Source organism: Janthinobacterium sp. Mn2066, assembly GCF_049319705.1.
GTDB lineage: Bacteria > Pseudomonadota > Gammaproteobacteria > Burkholderiales > Burkholderiaceae_D > Janthinobacterium.
Map to the genome: position 1 here is coordinate 184,714 of NZ_JBMOUF010000005.1, position 13,414 is coordinate 198,127.

Here is a 13,414-nt window from a genome sequence, read left to right on the forward strand (position 1 = left end):
CGTATGGGGCAACAGGTAAGACATGAACTGAATACGCCTGCGCGGCTTTCCCAGCGCTCGATATGGGTGGGTGTTGCCGCTGGCTGGCTGGTCCAGCTTGCGTTGAAAGCGATCCTGCCGCTGCTGGTGCTGGCTGTGCTGGCAGGACCGTTTTGGTACGTATCCCAGGCCGCGATCTTTATCGGCTCGGCCATCGCCGGTGGCCTGGCCGCCAGGCTGGCGCCGGGCAAGCCGCTTGCCGTGGCCGCAGCGCTTGTTTTGCTGAGCCTGTTATCGAGCAGTTTCGAGCAGTTCCCCCAGCCCCTTTCAGGCATGGTGCAGTTCATCTGGCTGGGTGGACCGTGTTTGGGCCTGATCATGGGCTTGGTGCTGGCGCGGCGATTGATGCGCGGTGCTCGCTAATGCCCGTGCACTTCAACTGGCACGGCGGCCACATCGGGCGCGGCACCGTGATCGATGCCGGCTACCGCAATACGCAGAACGTGCGGCGGTTTTTACTGGCCCAGTGCGGGCCAGGCTTCAGGTTCGACCGCGATTTCATGGCCTGGATACGCAGCGGCGCACCGCACGATATGGGTGAAGTTGCCGATGAATGGCAACGCCGGCAAGCGGGCCTCAAGCCGTAGCTTTTGTCTCTGGCTGGCCATGCGCTGTGTACAAGGCACGCAGGGCGACGCCGATCAGGTCGCCGGCGGACAGTTCGGCATGCAGCTGCATCGCATTTCCATAGGTCAATTCCATCACCAGCGCTCCGAGCACCATGGGCGGCACGGGCGCCGGCGTGGCAGCAGTCGCCGGCGGAAAAATCCTCAGCAGGCGGGTGCCCACGGCCAGCCATTGTTCGTCGAACAGGCGTGCATGGCGCGCCGATAATGCCGGATCGCCCTTCACGCGGCGCGTCATGTCCAGCACCAGCATGCGCAGATCCGGTTCGTGCTGCAGGCCGCTGGCCCAGCTGCAGGTAGTGGCGATGATGTCTTCAGCCGTGTGCACGGCGTCGAGCAGCCGGCACAGTTCGCTGACCTGGCTGTTGGAATGCACGTCCACCAGTTCCAGGAACAGCACATCCTTGGACGCGAAGTTGGAATACAGCGCGCCCTTGGAATAGCCGGCTTCCTCGGCGATGCGGTCCACCGAGGCGCCGCCATAGCCTTCGCGGGTAAATACGATGGCTGCCGAGGCGAGGATGCGTTCGCGCGTCTGCGCCCGGCTTTGCTCGCGCGTCAGCCGGGCCGGGCGCTCCATGGTGCTGCTTGCTGGTGTCGAAATTGGGTCGCTGCTCATCTGCTCATTTCATGGTTGCACGGGTAGTGCCGTCAGCCCGCTGCGCCGCTGTCCACGCGGACGACAGGCGTGACCGACATGCCGACCTTCAGGCGCTGTGCCGCTGCCTGGCCAGGTTCGATGACGATCTTGACGGGCAGGCGCTGCACCACCTTGGTAAAGTTGCCGGTTGCATTGTCAGGGGCAATCGGCGAAAAAGACACGCTGCTGGCCGGGGCCAGGCTGTCGACATGGCCATTCAGTGTTGTTCCTGGCAACATGTCGACCGCAATTGTAACGCGTTGGCCGACGCGCATCCGCGCCAATTGCGTTTCGCGGAAATTGGCCTCGATATATGCCTGCTGCACCGGTACCACGGCCAGCAGGGGCGTGCCCACGTGGGCATACGCGCCTACCCTTACCGCGCGCTGTCCCACCACGCCATCGATGGGGGCGGTGATGCGCGTATAGGACAGGTTCAGTTCGGCGGCGGCGACGGCCGCCTTTGCATGCGCCACCTGCGCCGTGGCCTGCGCCAGCTGGGCGTTGAGTACCGGGATTGCCTGTCTTGCACCGGCCAGCGAAGCGACATCGGCGGCATGGTGCGCGCCGGCCGCTTCCGCTTGCGATTCGGCCTGCTGGCGGTCTTGCACGGTGGCCGAACCGTCCGAGGACAGGTCGCGGTAGCGCTCCGCATTGACCTGCGCAAATTTCAGGGTGGCGCTGCCGGCGTCTATCGTGGCCGAGGCGCGCGCAATGCTGCTGCCTTGCTGCGCCAGCGCGGCCCGCGCACGCGCTTCGTCGGCGCTGGCCTTGGCCAGTTCGGCCTGCGCCATGTCCAGCGCCACCTTGTAGTCGCGCTCATCGAGCTGCGCCAGCAATTGTCCCTTGCGCACGGGCTGGTTATCGTCGACCATCACGGCGACGATGTCGCCGGCCACTTTCGGCGCCACCAGCGTGAAGTCGGCCGTGACATAGGCGTCGTCCGTGCTCTGGCGCGCAGCCGCGCCTTCCTGGTGCAGGTAGGCGTAGGCGCTGCCGGCGGCCAGGACGGCCAGCAAGGCGGCGATGGTGATTTTTGCGGTTTTCGGGAGTGACATGAGGATCCTTGATTGCTTAACTTGATTGCTTAACTTGATTAATGGTTGGGCGCCGTGATGACGGGCGGCGCGATGTATTCGAGCGACAGCACCAGCGGTATCAGCAGCAGCGCCAGTGCGCCCAGGACCAGGTAGGCGTCGGCGATCGACAGCACGAAGGCCTGGTGCGAGACGCGGTGGGCGATCTCGGCGAAGGCGCCGGGCAGGGCCACGTCGGCGCTGCGGCGCATATTGGCGGCCTGGTCCAGCAGCACGTTGGCGTGCGTGGCTTCGCGCACCGTCAGCAGGCGGCCGACTAGCGCGCTGCCCAGCAGGGTGCCCAGCGCCCGCAAGCCGTTGACGATGCCCGACACTTGCGGCCCTTCCATGGGCTGCACCACGCTGGTGGCCAGGAACAGCAGCGAAATGACGGCCATCGGCTGGCCAATCGCGTGCAAGGCTTGCGCCAGCACAAAGTCGGTCGCCATCCATTCCGGCGTCAGCTGCGCGCCATACCAGCAGGCCGTGGCGATCAGCAGCAGGCCGCCGGCGAACATGCGGCGCGCATCCATCCATGGCTGGTACAGCAGATAGGACACGGCCGGACCGGCCAGGAATTGCGGCAAGCCCACTTGCAGGCCGATGATGGCCAGCTGCGGCGTGCGGTGGTGCCAGGCGTGGCCCAGGTAGTCGGCCGGCAGCAATGAACCGGACAGCAGCACCACCAGCAAGCCGACAAAAATGCTGAAACCCAGCCCCAGGTTACGCCGGCTCAATAGCTGCAGCTTGATGAAGGGCAGCGGATGGAACCATTCGCTGAGCAGGAAGATGGCGACCAGGATCAGGCTGGAAGCACCGAGCCAGCACAGCAGCGGGCTGTTGAACCAGTCCAGGCGTTCGCCCTGCGACAGGGCCACGCCCAGCAGCACCAACCCGGCAAGCCCCGTGACGAGTCCCGTCAGGTTGATCTGGCGGAAGCGTTCCAGCCGCACGGGGTCTTGCGGGATGCCCCAGGCGACGGCGGCCAGCGAGAACGCGGCCATCGGCACGGTTTGCCAGAACAGCAGATGCCAGTTGCCGACGGTATCGGTCCAGGTGGCGGACAGCCAGGTGGCGACGTTGGGCGCAAAGGTGGCCGTCATCGCATACAGCGCCAGGCCGTACAGGCGCAGCGGGAGCGGAAAGAAACGCAGCGCGGCGGCCATCAGCACGGGAATCAGCAAGCCGCCGAAGAAACCCTGCAGGCAGCGCAGGACCAGCAATACGGCGACATTCGGCGCCAGCGGCGTGAGCAGCCCCAGCACGGCGAAGATGGCCACCACCGACAAGTGATAACGCCGGAAGGAAAAAGTGATCGCGAACCAGGCCGAAAAAGGCATGGCAGCCAGCTCGAAGGCGCCATACAGGCTGGTGATCCAGCTGCCGTCATCGATACCCATGCCGAACGCGGCGCGGATATCGTTGAAGGCCAGGCCGCCGATGCGGCTGTTCAGGCCCGACATCATGGCCGCCACGAAGACGCCGACCACGCCGGTCAATATGCGCGGGCCGAAGGGATGGGCGAGCGGCGCCGGAGCGACTGGGGGCGCCGTCATGGCCGGCCTCCGTCATCGGGCGTGGCGGCAAGCTGGCGGGCTGCCGCTTCGGCCGCCAGCATGGCTTCCTGCGTGGTGCCGGCGCTGCCTTCGGCGGCGACGCCGCTGTGATGGTAGGTCTGGACTTCCCAGCGCCAGCGGCCATCGAGTTCGTCGAGCCAGACGCACAGGCGGCGATGCTCGACGCTGTACAGCATGGCGTCCAGCTCGGCCACCCACAGCGGCATTTCAAATTCATCGGCGGCGTGCCAGGTCAGCATGGTGGTTGCCATCATCGTGCCGCGCCCGCTTGCGTGGCATCCCAGCCGCCGCCCAGCGCCTTGTACAGCGACACCATCGCCAGGGTCATGCCGGTGCGGCTGCGTGACGCCGCGTTTTCGCTGTCGAGCAGGCGCTGCTGGGTGACCAGCACGGTCAGGTAATCTGCCGCGCCCTGGGCGTAGCGCCGCTGCGCGTGTTCCAGCGCCTGGCGGTTGTCGCCCACGGCCACTGCCAGCCGCGCATCGCGCTGTTGCAGCGTGCGGTAGGCGGTCAGCGCGTTGTCGACTTCGTGCCAGGCCGCCAGCACGGTGCGATGGTAATCGATGGCGGCCTCCTGCTGGCGCGCTTCCGTCAGTTGCAGGTTGCCGGTCAGGCGTCCGCCTTCAAAGATCGGCAGGTGCAGCACGGGACCGGCGGCGAACTGGCGCGCCGACCAGTTGCCCACGTCCGAGAATTTCAAGGCCTGGAAACCGAAGCTGCCCGTCAGGCTGATGCTGGGATAAAAATCGGCCTTGGCCACGCCGATGGCGGCCGTCGCCGCATGCAGCTGCGCTTCCGAGCGCAGGATGTCGGGACGGCGGTGCGCCAGTTGCGAGGGCAGGCCGATGGGCACCTGGGCCGGCAGGCGCGGTAACGCGTCAGTGCCGCCATCGGTGCGGGACAGGCGCGCGTCGAGCGCGTGCGGCGGCTGGGCCATCAGCAAGGCCAGCGCATTCAGCAGGGTGCTGCGGCGCAGCTCCAGGTCCGGGATCGCCGCCTCGAAGGTGGCCACCTGCGCCGAGGACACCGCCGTGTCGAAGCGGGTTGCCACGCCTTGCTGGGCGCGGCGCTGCGCCACATGCAGGCTTTTGGCGGCCAGATCCGCGTTGCTGCGCGCGATGCGCAGTTCGCTTTCGGCGCCCCGCAATTCCAGGTAGAGCCGCGCCACTTCGGCGCCGAGCGACACGCGCATGGCTGCGGCGTCGTAACGGGCCGCCTCCAGCTGCGCGGCCGCCGATTCGCGCAATCGGCTGGCGCGGCCCCACAGGTCCAGCTCCCAGCTGGCATCGACACCATATTGCGACACGCTGTACGGCGGGGAGCCGGAATTGCCGGGCAGGGAGCTGACGCCGAACGGATCGCCGCCATTGGCCGCCGTCGCGCCGACGGAAGACGCCGTGCCCGTCAGCGCCAGGATGCCTTGCGGGCTGGCCCGTTCGCGCAACTGCGAAGCGTTGGCGCCCACCTGCGGCAAGGCGGCGGCGCCGCTGATCTGCCAGGCGGCGCGGCTTTGCACGATGCGCGTGGCTGCCGCCTGCAAGTCGAGATTGGCCGACAGCACGTCGCGTTCGAGCGCCACCAGCGTGGCATCGTTGAACAGCGACCACCAGGCGGGATCGATATCCTGCGCGACCGTCCGGCTGGGCGTTGTGGCGCCATCGGGCTGCGTGTCGAACACGCCGGCATGGACTGGCGTGGCAGGCCGCGAAAAGTCGGGGCCGGCGGCACAGCCAGCCAGGGCCAGCAGCATCGAGGAGATGGCAATCCTGTGATTGAGTATGGTTGACATGGGAAATGTAGATGGATGGTTTCCATTGATTATACCGATCGGTATTTGAATTGCAAATGGTATTTCATTTGTGAAGTAAATCTTGGGCGCGCACGGCAAAGCTTGCCGGCCAGTGCGACAGGGGAGGAACGTGGGGAAGGAATAACGCAGGGAGGGGGCGACGGGATGACTTGTGTTGCGGAGGCGGGGCTATGCGCGGCCGCCCGCTCAGGCGGCCACGCAGGGTAAAACGATCAGGCTGGCTGTGCGCCGTCCAGGTTGCGGCTGCGGTTTTCCACCAGCACGGAAATGCCGAGCACGACGATGCCGCCGCAGGCCAGCATGGCGCCGACCCAGCCCGTCGAACGCAGGCCCATGCCCATGGCAATCGCGATGCCGCCGGCCCAGGCGCCCAGCGCGTTGGCGATGTTGAAAGCCGAATGGTTGAGGGCGGCGGCCACCGTTTGCGCGTCGCCGGCCACGTCCATCAAACGCGTCTGCACGGCAGGAGCGACGGCGATGCCGGCGCCGATGGCGAACAGGTTGATTGCCAGCAGCCACACATGTTCGCTGGTATAGCTGAAGGCGACCAGCGCCGCCACATTCCACAGCAGCACGCCGAAGATGGTCCACAGGCGCGAGCGGTCGGCCAGCCAGCCGCCGATCAGGTTACCCACCGTCATGCCGATACCGATAATGGCCAGCAAGATCGAGATGACCAGCGGCGAGACTTTGGTAATTTCCAGCAAGGTCGGCGTAATGAAGGTGTAGACGGCGAACATGCCGCCGAAACCGATCGCTACCATCAGCAAGGTCAGCCACACTTGCAGGCGGCGGAATACGCCCAGTTCGCGGCGCGGGCTGGAATCGCCGGCCGCCACCATCGGCACGAAAATGCGCACCATCAGCATGGTCAGCAGGCCCAGCGCGGCGACCAGCAAAAAGGCCGCGCGCCAGCCCAGGGTCTGGCCGATATAGGTGGCCAGCGGCACGCCGAAGATATTGGCCACCGTCAAACCCATCAGCACGCGCGCCACGGCCTGGCCGCGCCGGTCCGGGTCGGCCAGGGCGGCCGCCACCAGCGCCGCCACGCCGAAATAGGCGCCGTGCGGGATGCCGGCGATAAAGCGGGCCACCACCAGCAAGCCGTAGTTGGGCGCGATCGCGCTCAATAAATTGCCACCAGCGAACATCAGCATCAGGCAGATCAGCATCAAACGGCGCGGCATGCGCGCCAGGAAGATCGTGATCAGCGGCGCACCGATCACCACGCCCAGCGCATAGGCGCTGATCATATGACTCATTTGCGGCAAGCTGGTGTTGAGGTCATCGGCCACCACGGGCAGGATGCTCATGGAGGCGAATTCGCCCGTGCCGATGGCCAGGCCGCCGATGGCCAGGGCCAGGTCGGCATAACCAGCGCCAAAAGGCGCAGTGACGCGCGGAATCAATGGATCTACGGATGCATGCATGTTGTTAACTGGGTAAGGATGACAGGGTGAAATTGCGCTGTGGAAGAAAAGCCGGGAGAGAGCTGCCCACAGGCAATATTGTAAAAGATTCAGGCCATCTCTGCCGGGCGCGGGTCAAATATGCTGCGCCGCACACAACAGCGATGGTTTTCGATGTTAACGATAACACAGATGTATCGCAGTTCCGCTGCCTATCTGCAGATCAGCGCGGAACTGCTTTGACAGTGTCTTATTTAAGCAAGGATTGTTGCAGCGCCGCCAAGCCGGCCACGTAAATACCGTGGAACAGGGCGGTCACTTCTTCCTCGCTGACACCGACGGGCGTGAATTGCCCGGACCAGATGACGCGCGCATGGTCACTGCCGGCAATCGGATTTACTTGCAGGGTCGAGCGGTAATCCCTGGCCGGAAACGGCGCCTGCAGGATGGAATAGCTGTAGCTGCGCGCTGCATTGTCGTACGCTTCCAGCCGTTCGACGATGGTTTCGCCCGCCGGATTGGCCAGGTGACGGACCTGGCCGCCCTCGCTCAGGGTGCTGCTGGGAATGTAGGGCAGCCAGTCGGGCAGGGAATTGAAGCCGCCGATCAATTGCCATACTTGTGCCGGCGTGGCGGCGATATCGATAGAGGTGGTGGTGCTTGCCATGATGGCTCCTTGTTAAATAGTGTCGCCGGGCAGTGGCGCGGCGCGGCTGACCAGGTGTTCGGCACGCATCTCTTGCCAGAAAGCGGCAGGGATGACGCTGTTCAAGGCGGCCAGGTCTTCGGCCAGGCGTTCCGGACGGCTGGCGCCCGGGATCACGGCGGCCACGGCCGGGTTGGCCAGCGAGAATTGCAGGGCGGCTGCCTTGACGCTCACGCCATGGCGGGCGGCAATCGCCTTGATGCGCTCGACCTTGGCGATGATCTCGGGCGAGGCTTTCTGGTATTCAAAGTGCGCGCCGCCCGCCAGGATGCCCGAACTGTACGGGCCGCCGACGACGATATCGACGTGTTGTTTCGCCGCTGCCGGCATCAAACGCTGCAGGGCGCGTTCATGGTCGAGCAGGGTGTAGCGGCCGGCCAGCAGGAAGGCGTCCGGTTGCGCTTCGGCCAGGTCCAGGGTCAATTCCAGTGGTTCGACCTTGTTGACGCCGATGCCCCAGGCCTTGATCACGCCTTCTTCCTTCAGGCGGGTCAGCACGCGGAAAGCGCCGGTGCGGGCGATCTCAAATTGCGCCAGCCAGTTGTCGCCATGGAAATCCTGGGCGATGTCGTGCACCCAGACGATGTCGAGGCGGTCCGTGTCCAGCCGTTTCAGGCTGTCTTCGACCGAACGCAGGGTCGCGTCGGCCGAGTAGTCATCGACGATCTTGTTCTTGCGGCCAAATTCGAACAGGCCGCCTTTTTCGCCCAGTTCGCGGCTGGCCGGGTCTTCCAGTTCGTCCAGCAGGAGGCGGCCGACCTTGGTGCTGAGGATGTAATCGTCGCGGCGGTGTTGCTTGAGCGCTGCGCCCAGGCGGATCTCGGCCAGGCCGGCGCCATAAAACGGGGCCGTGTCGAAATAGCGGATGCCGCTATCCCAGGCGGCGTCCACGGTGGCCAGTGCTTCGTCTTCCGGAATGTTGCGGAACATATTGCCCAGTGGCGCAGTGCCGAAACCCAGTTTGCCAGTCAGTAAGTGTTTGATGCTCATGGTGTTTTTCCTTGTAGCGGTGAGTGAGTGAAGACAGAATAGCTGGACAAGTTAAGCCTGTCCAAGACATAATTTGCTTAACTTAAGTCATAAAAGGTCTAATCAAAGCCATGCTGGATATCCGACAACTGCAATACTTCGTCGCCGTCGCCGAGGAAGAACACGTGGGCCGCGCTGCCGAACGCCTGCATATTTCACAATCACCGCTGAGCCGGCAGATTGCCCAGCTGGAAGACAAGCTGGGGCTGATCCTGTTCGAGCGCAGCGCCCAGCGCATCCGCCTGACGCGCGACGGCCATACCTTCCTGGCCGAGACCCGTGCTTTCCTGACGCACGGCAACCGGCTCGAATCCTTGGCCAGGCGCCTGGGCCGTGGCGACGAGGGCGGTCTGTGCATAGGCTATATCGATAACGCCATGCATACGGGCGTGTTGCCCGATGGCTTGCGGGCCTTGCGGGTGGGCCGGCCGCAAGTGCATATTGCGCTGTACAACCTACATTCGGCCGAGCAGGTGGAAGGCTTGCGCCAGCGCAGCCTCGATATCGCACTGCTGTGCGTGCCGCCGCTGCCGGATGATCCCGACCTCGATAGCGTGCAAATCCTCAGCGATCCCATGCTGCTGGCCCTGCCTGCGGCGCACCCGCTGGCGGCCAAGGCGGAGCTGACGCCAGCCGACCTGGCCGGCCAGGAATGGATAGCCGTGCTGCACAAGGTCGCCGTGCTGAACAAGGACAGCGCCTTGAAACACGACAATTTTGTCGCTGCCTGCGTCCGCGCCGGCTTTACGCCCGATATCCGGCTGGAAGCCACCGAGCCGCTGACGGCGCTGGGACTGGTCGCGGCCGGGCTGGGCATGGTGATGATACAGCGCAGCCTGCGCCAGCACGTGCCGGCCGGCGTGGTGGTGCGTGAACTGGCGTGGTTCAGCTACCGCACGCCGCTGTGGGCCGCCTGGCACAAGGTGAACCTGCGTCCGCTGGTGGGCATCTTCCGCGAAATCCTGCTGGCGCAAGCGCTTGCTTCAGACCTTCCGGACGCGGCTTAAATAGCAGGGCAGCGCCCACCACGCGCCAGCAATCAGCGCGGCCATCAGTGCGCAGGCGATCAGGCCGGCCAGGTGGCCGAACACTTCCGACATGACCAGGTTGGTGCCCAGGATAAACGCCAGCGCCAGGCACAGGGCGCCCGCCATCATGATGCGGTCGGCCACGCGCTTGAAACGTACGCGGTCGATCAAGGGGCGCATGATGCGGTGGCCGATGGCCGGCGCGCTGAGCAGCACCAGGCTGCTCATGGAAAAGATAAAGGTGGCCAGGAAAACGATCTTTTCCGCCTGGTCTATTTTGGCAAATCCGCCATTAAACGGCAGGATGATCAGGAAGGCCGTCAGCATCTGCGCGCCGGGCAGCAGGATGCGCAGTTCGCTGAGCAGGTCGGACAAGTCGCCGTGCTCGGTTTGCGTATTCGCTTGCTGGTCGTCGTGCCGCATGATGGCTCCTGCTTTAAAACCACTGCTTGATGTGGGCCGGCTTGCGCAAGGCATGCTCGCGCAGGCGCTGCAATGGCGTCGAGACGCAGGCAGCGGCGCCATGTACTGCATCGTAGCCGCAATGGCCGCACAGGTGTCGCCGGTGTGGACTCAGCGCAAACTCCCCCAGGTCCAGGTGCGGATGGCCGCAGCGGGGGCAATCGACGCAGCCCAGGGCCAGTCCCCGGTTCAGCGCTGCCGCGTAGGCCTGCGCTGCCGGCGGCGTGATATTGATGTGCACAATGGATGGCTGAAACAGGCCGGGCAGGGAGCGGATGTCGATGGCCAGCGCGCTCACGTCGCGGGCCAGCAGGGCGCCGCCATCGTTGGCTTTTGCCCGCAAACGCATGCTGCCATCGGCCAGATAATCGAGCGTGATGGCGTGATAGCGGCTGATGTCCAGCACTTCCGGATACAGCACGTAACCCAGGGAGCTGGCGTGTTGCTTGCAGCGCATCTGATGCGAGGCGGCATAGTCTGCCAGGTCGGCCTGGGTGCCCCAGTAGCATTGATGGGTGCAGCACCAGTGGCGGACTGCGCCATTGCGAAACTTTCCTGCAGGCAGTAAATCGCACGGCACCAGAGCATCGCGTCCCGCCCCGGCGCGGAAATGGCCGCTGATCGTGTCTGTCGTCACGGCAATGTTGCCTACGGTGGCGTGCAGGGGCCAGCACATGCCGGGCAGGGTCAAAGCTGGGTTCACGATGTGCTTGTCGAGCCAGGACCGGCCGTCCAGCGGCCGCTCCTGGCGTGGTCAGGATTACTCTTCGGTATCGGCCAGGGTGACGATGGCGCGCGCCCATTTCGAATACTTGAGGTTAGCCAGGTCGCGCACGGTTTTCACATTGAACGCCTGCTTCAGCAGTTCGGCATCCTTGGCGCTCACGCCTTGCAGCGCATCGACGGGGGCGTCGGCGATTTCCTTGAAGGTCTTTTTTTCGTAGGCCTTGTCTACCGCTTTGTTGATATTCATATCCTGACACTCCTTAGTAAGTAGTCAATAAGTAGTCAATCAATAAGAGATTTTATCTTACCTGTTTTTGATTTTTCTCCATGTACGCTTGGGAAATAGATCAATCTTCATCGCATAAAGTTATGCGCAAATCGTGGCTCAGCCATTGACGCATTCGTAGTACGATGGCTGCGTGGCCGGGTTTTCCCTGGCTGCGTGCGCATGCCGTGCAATCGCCGGCATCAATTTGACCGTGTTCAGGAGGCGAGTATGGGTTTGCTGGATCAACTTGCAGGACAGGCACTGGGTGCCTTGGGTAACAAGGGCACGGAGGGCGAGGGCGGCGCTGAAGGCCAGTCGGGCTTGCTGGCCAGCGTGACGGAACTGATCAACCAGCATGGCGGGGTGCAAGGCTTGCTGCAGAAGTTCCAGGAGAGCGGACTGGGCGACCAGGTGGCCAGCTGGATAGGCCACGGTGAAAATGCGCCCGTATCCGGCCAGCAAATCAAGGATGCGCTGGGCAGCGATACCGTCACCCAGATCGCGGAAAAAGCGGGCGTGACGCCCGATGCAGCCTCAGGCGGCCTGGCGGCGCTGCTGCCGCAACTGATCGACAAGCTGACGCCGAATGGCCAGGTACCCGAAGGCGGCGACTTGCTGAGCCAGGGCTTGAATGCGCTGAAGGGCAAGTTTTTCGGTTGATATTGTTAGCGTCGAAGTCAAAAAAACTTTGCAGTGATGCAAGGTTTTTTATTGAGCGTAGAAAACCTGCGGCGCCAGAAAAATGCCCGTGGCTAGGCGCGACGCCGCAGACAGCACTTCAGTGCGGCAAGGCTAAGCAACAACGCCACGGACATTTTTCTAAGCCGCAGCCATCAGGCCGAAGCGCTGCGCGATATGCGGCGGCTCGGCCGTCAGCCTGGCCGTGCTGCCTTCCACCAGATACGAGCAATAGCGGCGCCGTTCGGCTGAACCGCCGCGCCTTTCCATGCCTTCGTTAAGCATGATCACGGCTTCGGCCGCCATTTTCTGCACGGGCTGGCGCAAGGTGGTGATATCATAGCTGAGCCAGCCTGATGCTTCCAGTGCGTCGAAGCCCGCCACCGACATTTGCAGCGGCACCTGGATGCCCAGTTCGTGGCGCGCCGTATCCAGGCAGCCGATGGCCATGATGTCGTTGCCGCAGATCACGGCGTCCGGCACCCGGCCCAGGCGGTCGATGACCTTGCGCAAACCATGTCCGCCGCTGGCGTAATTGTAATTGCCGCTGACCACGATGGGAGCGGGCAAGCCCAGTTCCAGCAGGCGGTCCAGCACGCCCGACTTGCGTTCCTGCGCCACGGACGAATCGCCGGGGCCATCGATGACGGCGAACTGGCGGTGGCCGGCCTCGGCCAGGCGCGACACCAGCAGCCGGGCCGCTTCGGCCTGGTCGCACAGCACGGCGGGCACGGCATTGTCGCGCGGGTTGCGGTTGAACAAGACCAGCGGCACGTCGCGCCGTGCAAATTCGGCCATTTGCTCGTCGGACAGCCAGGCGGCCACGATGGCGCCATCGACCTGGTATTGCCACACATCGTTCAGCGCCTTGCCGATGTCGGCTTCCCGTGCCAAAGTGAACAGCAGCAGGCGCTTGCCCTGGCGCGCGATCTGCTGGCTCAGCTCGGACAAGATTTGCGGGTAGTACAGATTGGCCAGGTTGGAAATGATGACGGCCACCAGGTTCGAGCGGCGCGTGATCAGGCTGCGCGCGGCCGCGTTCGGGATGTAGTCCAGGGCGATGGCGGCCTGCATGACCTTGGCGTGGGTGGCGGGCGACACGCTGGCGCCAGGCTTGAAACAGCGCGAGACGGCCGATTGCGACACGCCGGCCAGCAGGGCCACGTCGTACGAGGTGACGCGGCGCTCGGTGCCGGATGGGCCTGGTGTGCTGGTGCTGGAAATACGGGCTGCAGTTGTCTTTTTTTGCATATGGGTCGGGCTGGCCACCTGTCTCTGGGTATTCCTGCAGGCCCGGAGGACGAATAAAAAAAACAGTGTCTTGCCGGGCGGGCAGGACG

16 protein-coding genes are annotated in these 13,414 nt (G+C 64.3%); 4 read left to right on the plus strand and 12 right to left on the minus strand.

Annotated elements, in window-relative coordinates; translation table 11 throughout:
* Window positions 1-3 precede the first annotated feature (3 nt).
* Both ACL9RI_RS11365 and ACL9RI_RS11370 read left to right on the plus strand, forming a co-directional pair.
* Entirely contained in the window at window positions 4-402 is a 399-nt protein-coding gene (locus ACL9RI_RS11365; RefSeq protein ID WP_422726681.1) for a hypothetical protein, read from the plus strand.
* Window positions 402-626 (plus strand): DUF6434 domain-containing protein, encoded by a 225-nt coding sequence (locus ACL9RI_RS11370; protein WP_422726682.1) that lies wholly within the window; start codon window positions 402-404, stop codon window positions 624-626. The genes ACL9RI_RS11365 and ACL9RI_RS11370 overlap by 1 nt, the downstream gene beginning before the upstream one ends.
* On the opposite strand, the gene ACL9RI_RS11375 is transcribed toward ACL9RI_RS11370, so the two are convergent.
* The 8 genes from ACL9RI_RS11375 to ACL9RI_RS11410 form a co-directional block, all read right to left on the minus strand.
* Window positions 616-1,284: a TetR/AcrR family transcriptional regulator gene (locus ACL9RI_RS11375; RefSeq protein ID WP_422726683.1), complete on the minus strand. Its 669-nt coding sequence runs from the start codon at window positions 1,282-1,284 to the stop codon at window positions 616-618. The two genes, ACL9RI_RS11370 and ACL9RI_RS11375, sit on opposite strands and share 11 nt — an antisense overlap.
* Before the next feature lie 32 nt (window positions 1,285-1,316).
* Window positions 1,317-2,363 (minus strand): HlyD family secretion protein, encoded by a 1,047-nt coding sequence (locus ACL9RI_RS11380; protein WP_422726684.1) that lies wholly within the window; start codon window positions 2,361-2,363, stop codon window positions 1,317-1,319.
* A 38-nt stretch (window positions 2,364-2,401) separates the two neighbouring features.
* Window positions 2,402-3,937, minus strand: coding sequence for an MFS transporter (locus ACL9RI_RS11385; protein WP_422726685.1), 1,536 nt, complete (start codon window positions 3,935-3,937; stop codon window positions 2,402-2,404).
* Complete coding sequence (locus ACL9RI_RS11390; RefSeq protein WP_422726686.1) at window positions 3,934-4,197, minus strand: hypothetical protein; 264 nt, start codon at window positions 4,195-4,197, stop codon at window positions 3,934-3,936. The genes ACL9RI_RS11385 and ACL9RI_RS11390 overlap by 4 nt, the downstream gene beginning before the upstream one ends.
* A gap of 11 nt (window positions 4,198-4,208) precedes the next feature.
* The gene (locus ACL9RI_RS11395) at window positions 4,209-5,747 is read right to left on the minus strand and encodes an efflux transporter outer membrane subunit (protein ID WP_422726687.1); all 1,539 of its coding nucleotides are present in this window, start codon (window positions 5,745-5,747) and stop codon (window positions 4,209-4,211) included.
* A gap of 233 nt (window positions 5,748-5,980) precedes the next feature.
* The gene (locus ACL9RI_RS11400; RefSeq protein ID WP_422726688.1) at window positions 5,981-7,198 is read right to left on the minus strand and encodes an MFS transporter; all 1,218 of its coding nucleotides are present in this window, start codon (window positions 7,196-7,198) and stop codon (window positions 5,981-5,983) included.
* 229 nt (window positions 7,199-7,427) lie between these two features.
* Window positions 7,428-7,844 carry an SRPBCC family protein gene (locus ACL9RI_RS11405; RefSeq protein WP_422726689.1) on the minus strand — a complete coding sequence of 139 codons (417 nt, stop codon included), beginning with the start codon at window positions 7,842-7,844 and terminating at the stop codon, window positions 7,428-7,430.
* Window positions 7,845-7,856: 12 nt separating this feature from the next.
* Window positions 7,857-8,873 carry an aldo/keto reductase gene (locus ACL9RI_RS11410; RefSeq protein WP_422726690.1) on the minus strand — a complete coding sequence of 339 codons (1,017 nt, stop codon included), beginning with the start codon at window positions 8,871-8,873 and terminating at the stop codon, window positions 7,857-7,859.
* Between the two features lie 110 nt (window positions 8,874-8,983).
* Between ACL9RI_RS11410 and ACL9RI_RS11415 the strand changes: the two genes are divergently transcribed.
* Window positions 8,984-9,919 carry a LysR substrate-binding domain-containing protein gene (locus ACL9RI_RS11415; RefSeq protein ID WP_422726691.1) on the plus strand — a complete coding sequence of 312 codons (936 nt, stop codon included), beginning with the start codon at window positions 8,984-8,986 and terminating at the stop codon, window positions 9,917-9,919.
* On the opposite strand, the gene ACL9RI_RS11420 is transcribed toward ACL9RI_RS11415, so the two are convergent.
* Genes ACL9RI_RS11420 through ACL9RI_RS11430 form a run of 3 tightly spaced genes read right to left on the minus strand, consistent with a single transcriptional unit; the run spans window position 9,896 to window position 11,375 of the window.
* A complete protein-coding gene (locus ACL9RI_RS11420; protein ID WP_422726692.1) occupies window positions 9,896-10,363 on the minus strand; it encodes a DUF6328 family protein in 468 nt (155 codons plus the stop codon). The two genes, ACL9RI_RS11415 and ACL9RI_RS11420, sit on opposite strands and share 24 nt — an antisense overlap.
* 13 nt (window positions 10,364-10,376) lie before the next feature.
* Window positions 10,377-11,105 (minus strand): hypothetical protein, encoded by a 729-nt coding sequence (locus ACL9RI_RS11425; RefSeq protein WP_422726693.1) that lies wholly within the window; start codon window positions 11,103-11,105, stop codon window positions 10,377-10,379.
* A gap of 57 nt (window positions 11,106-11,162) precedes the next feature.
* On the minus strand, window positions 11,163-11,375 hold the full coding sequence (locus ACL9RI_RS11430) for a hypothetical protein (protein WP_183679037.1): 213 nt from the start codon (window positions 11,373-11,375) through the stop codon (window positions 11,163-11,165).
* Window positions 11,376-11,624: 249 nt separating this feature from the next.
* Here ACL9RI_RS11430 and ACL9RI_RS11435 point away from each other — a divergent pair, with 249 nt between their 5' ends.
* The gene (locus tag ACL9RI_RS11435; RefSeq protein WP_422726694.1) at window positions 11,625-12,056 is read left to right on the plus strand and encodes a YidB family protein; all 432 of its coding nucleotides are present in this window, start codon (window positions 11,625-11,627) and stop codon (window positions 12,054-12,056) included.
* 159 nt (window positions 12,057-12,215) lie between these two features.
* On the opposite strand, the gene ACL9RI_RS11440 is transcribed toward ACL9RI_RS11435, so the two are convergent.
* Window positions 12,216-13,325, minus strand: a complete 1,110-nt coding sequence (locus tag ACL9RI_RS11440) for a LacI family DNA-binding transcriptional regulator (protein ID WP_422726695.1) — start codon at window positions 13,323-13,325, stop codon at window positions 12,216-12,218.
* Window positions 13,326-13,414: the final 89 nt, after the last annotated feature.

Excerpts from the sequence above, each read along its gene's own strand:
- ACL9RI_RS11365 (WP_422726681.1), top strand. The coding sequence starts at position 4 with ATGGGGCAACAGGTAAGACATGAACTGAATACGCCTGCGCGGCTTTCC.
- ACL9RI_RS11370 (WP_422726682.1), top strand. The coding sequence starts at position 402 with ATGCCCGTGCACTTCAACTGGCACGGCGGCCACATCGGGCGCGGCACC.
- ACL9RI_RS11375 (WP_422726683.1), bottom strand. The coding sequence starts at position 1,284 with ATGAGCAGCGACCCAATTTCGACACCAGCAAGCAGCACCATGGAGCGC.
- ACL9RI_RS11380 (WP_422726684.1), bottom strand. The coding sequence starts at position 2,363 with ATGTCACTCCCGAAAACCGCAAAAATCACCATCGCCGCCTTGCTGGCC.
- ACL9RI_RS11385 (WP_422726685.1), bottom strand. The coding sequence starts at position 3,937 with ATGACGGCGCCCCCAGTCGCTCCGGCGCCGCTCGCCCATCCCTTCGGC.
- ACL9RI_RS11390 (WP_422726686.1), bottom strand. The coding sequence starts at position 4,197 with ATGCTGACCTGGCACGCCGCCGATGAATTTGAAATGCCGCTGTGGGTG.
- ACL9RI_RS11395 (WP_422726687.1), bottom strand. The coding sequence starts at position 5,747 with ATGTCAACCATACTCAATCACAGGATTGCCATCTCCTCGATGCTGCTG.
- ACL9RI_RS11400 (WP_422726688.1), bottom strand. The coding sequence starts at position 7,198 with ATGCATGCATCCGTAGATCCATTGATTCCGCGCGTCACTGCGCCTTTT.
- ACL9RI_RS11405 (WP_422726689.1), bottom strand. The coding sequence starts at position 7,844 with ATGGCAAGCACCACCACCTCTATCGATATCGCCGCCACGCCGGCACAA.
- ACL9RI_RS11410 (WP_422726690.1), bottom strand. The coding sequence starts at position 8,873 with ATGAGCATCAAACACTTACTGACTGGCAAACTGGGTTTCGGCACTGCG.
- ACL9RI_RS11415 (WP_422726691.1), top strand. The coding sequence starts at position 8,984 with ATGCTGGATATCCGACAACTGCAATACTTCGTCGCCGTCGCCGAGGAA.
- ACL9RI_RS11420 (WP_422726692.1), bottom strand. The coding sequence starts at position 10,363 with ATGCGGCACGACGACCAGCAAGCGAATACGCAAACCGAGCACGGCGAC.
- ACL9RI_RS11430 (WP_183679037.1), bottom strand. The coding sequence starts at position 11,375 with ATGAATATCAACAAAGCGGTAGACAAGGCCTACGAAAAAAAGACCTTC.
- ACL9RI_RS11435 (WP_422726694.1), top strand. The coding sequence starts at position 11,625 with ATGGGTTTGCTGGATCAACTTGCAGGACAGGCACTGGGTGCCTTGGGT.
- ACL9RI_RS11440 (WP_422726695.1), bottom strand. The coding sequence starts at position 13,325 with ATGCAAAAAAAGACAACTGCAGCCCGTATTTCCAGCACCAGCACACCA.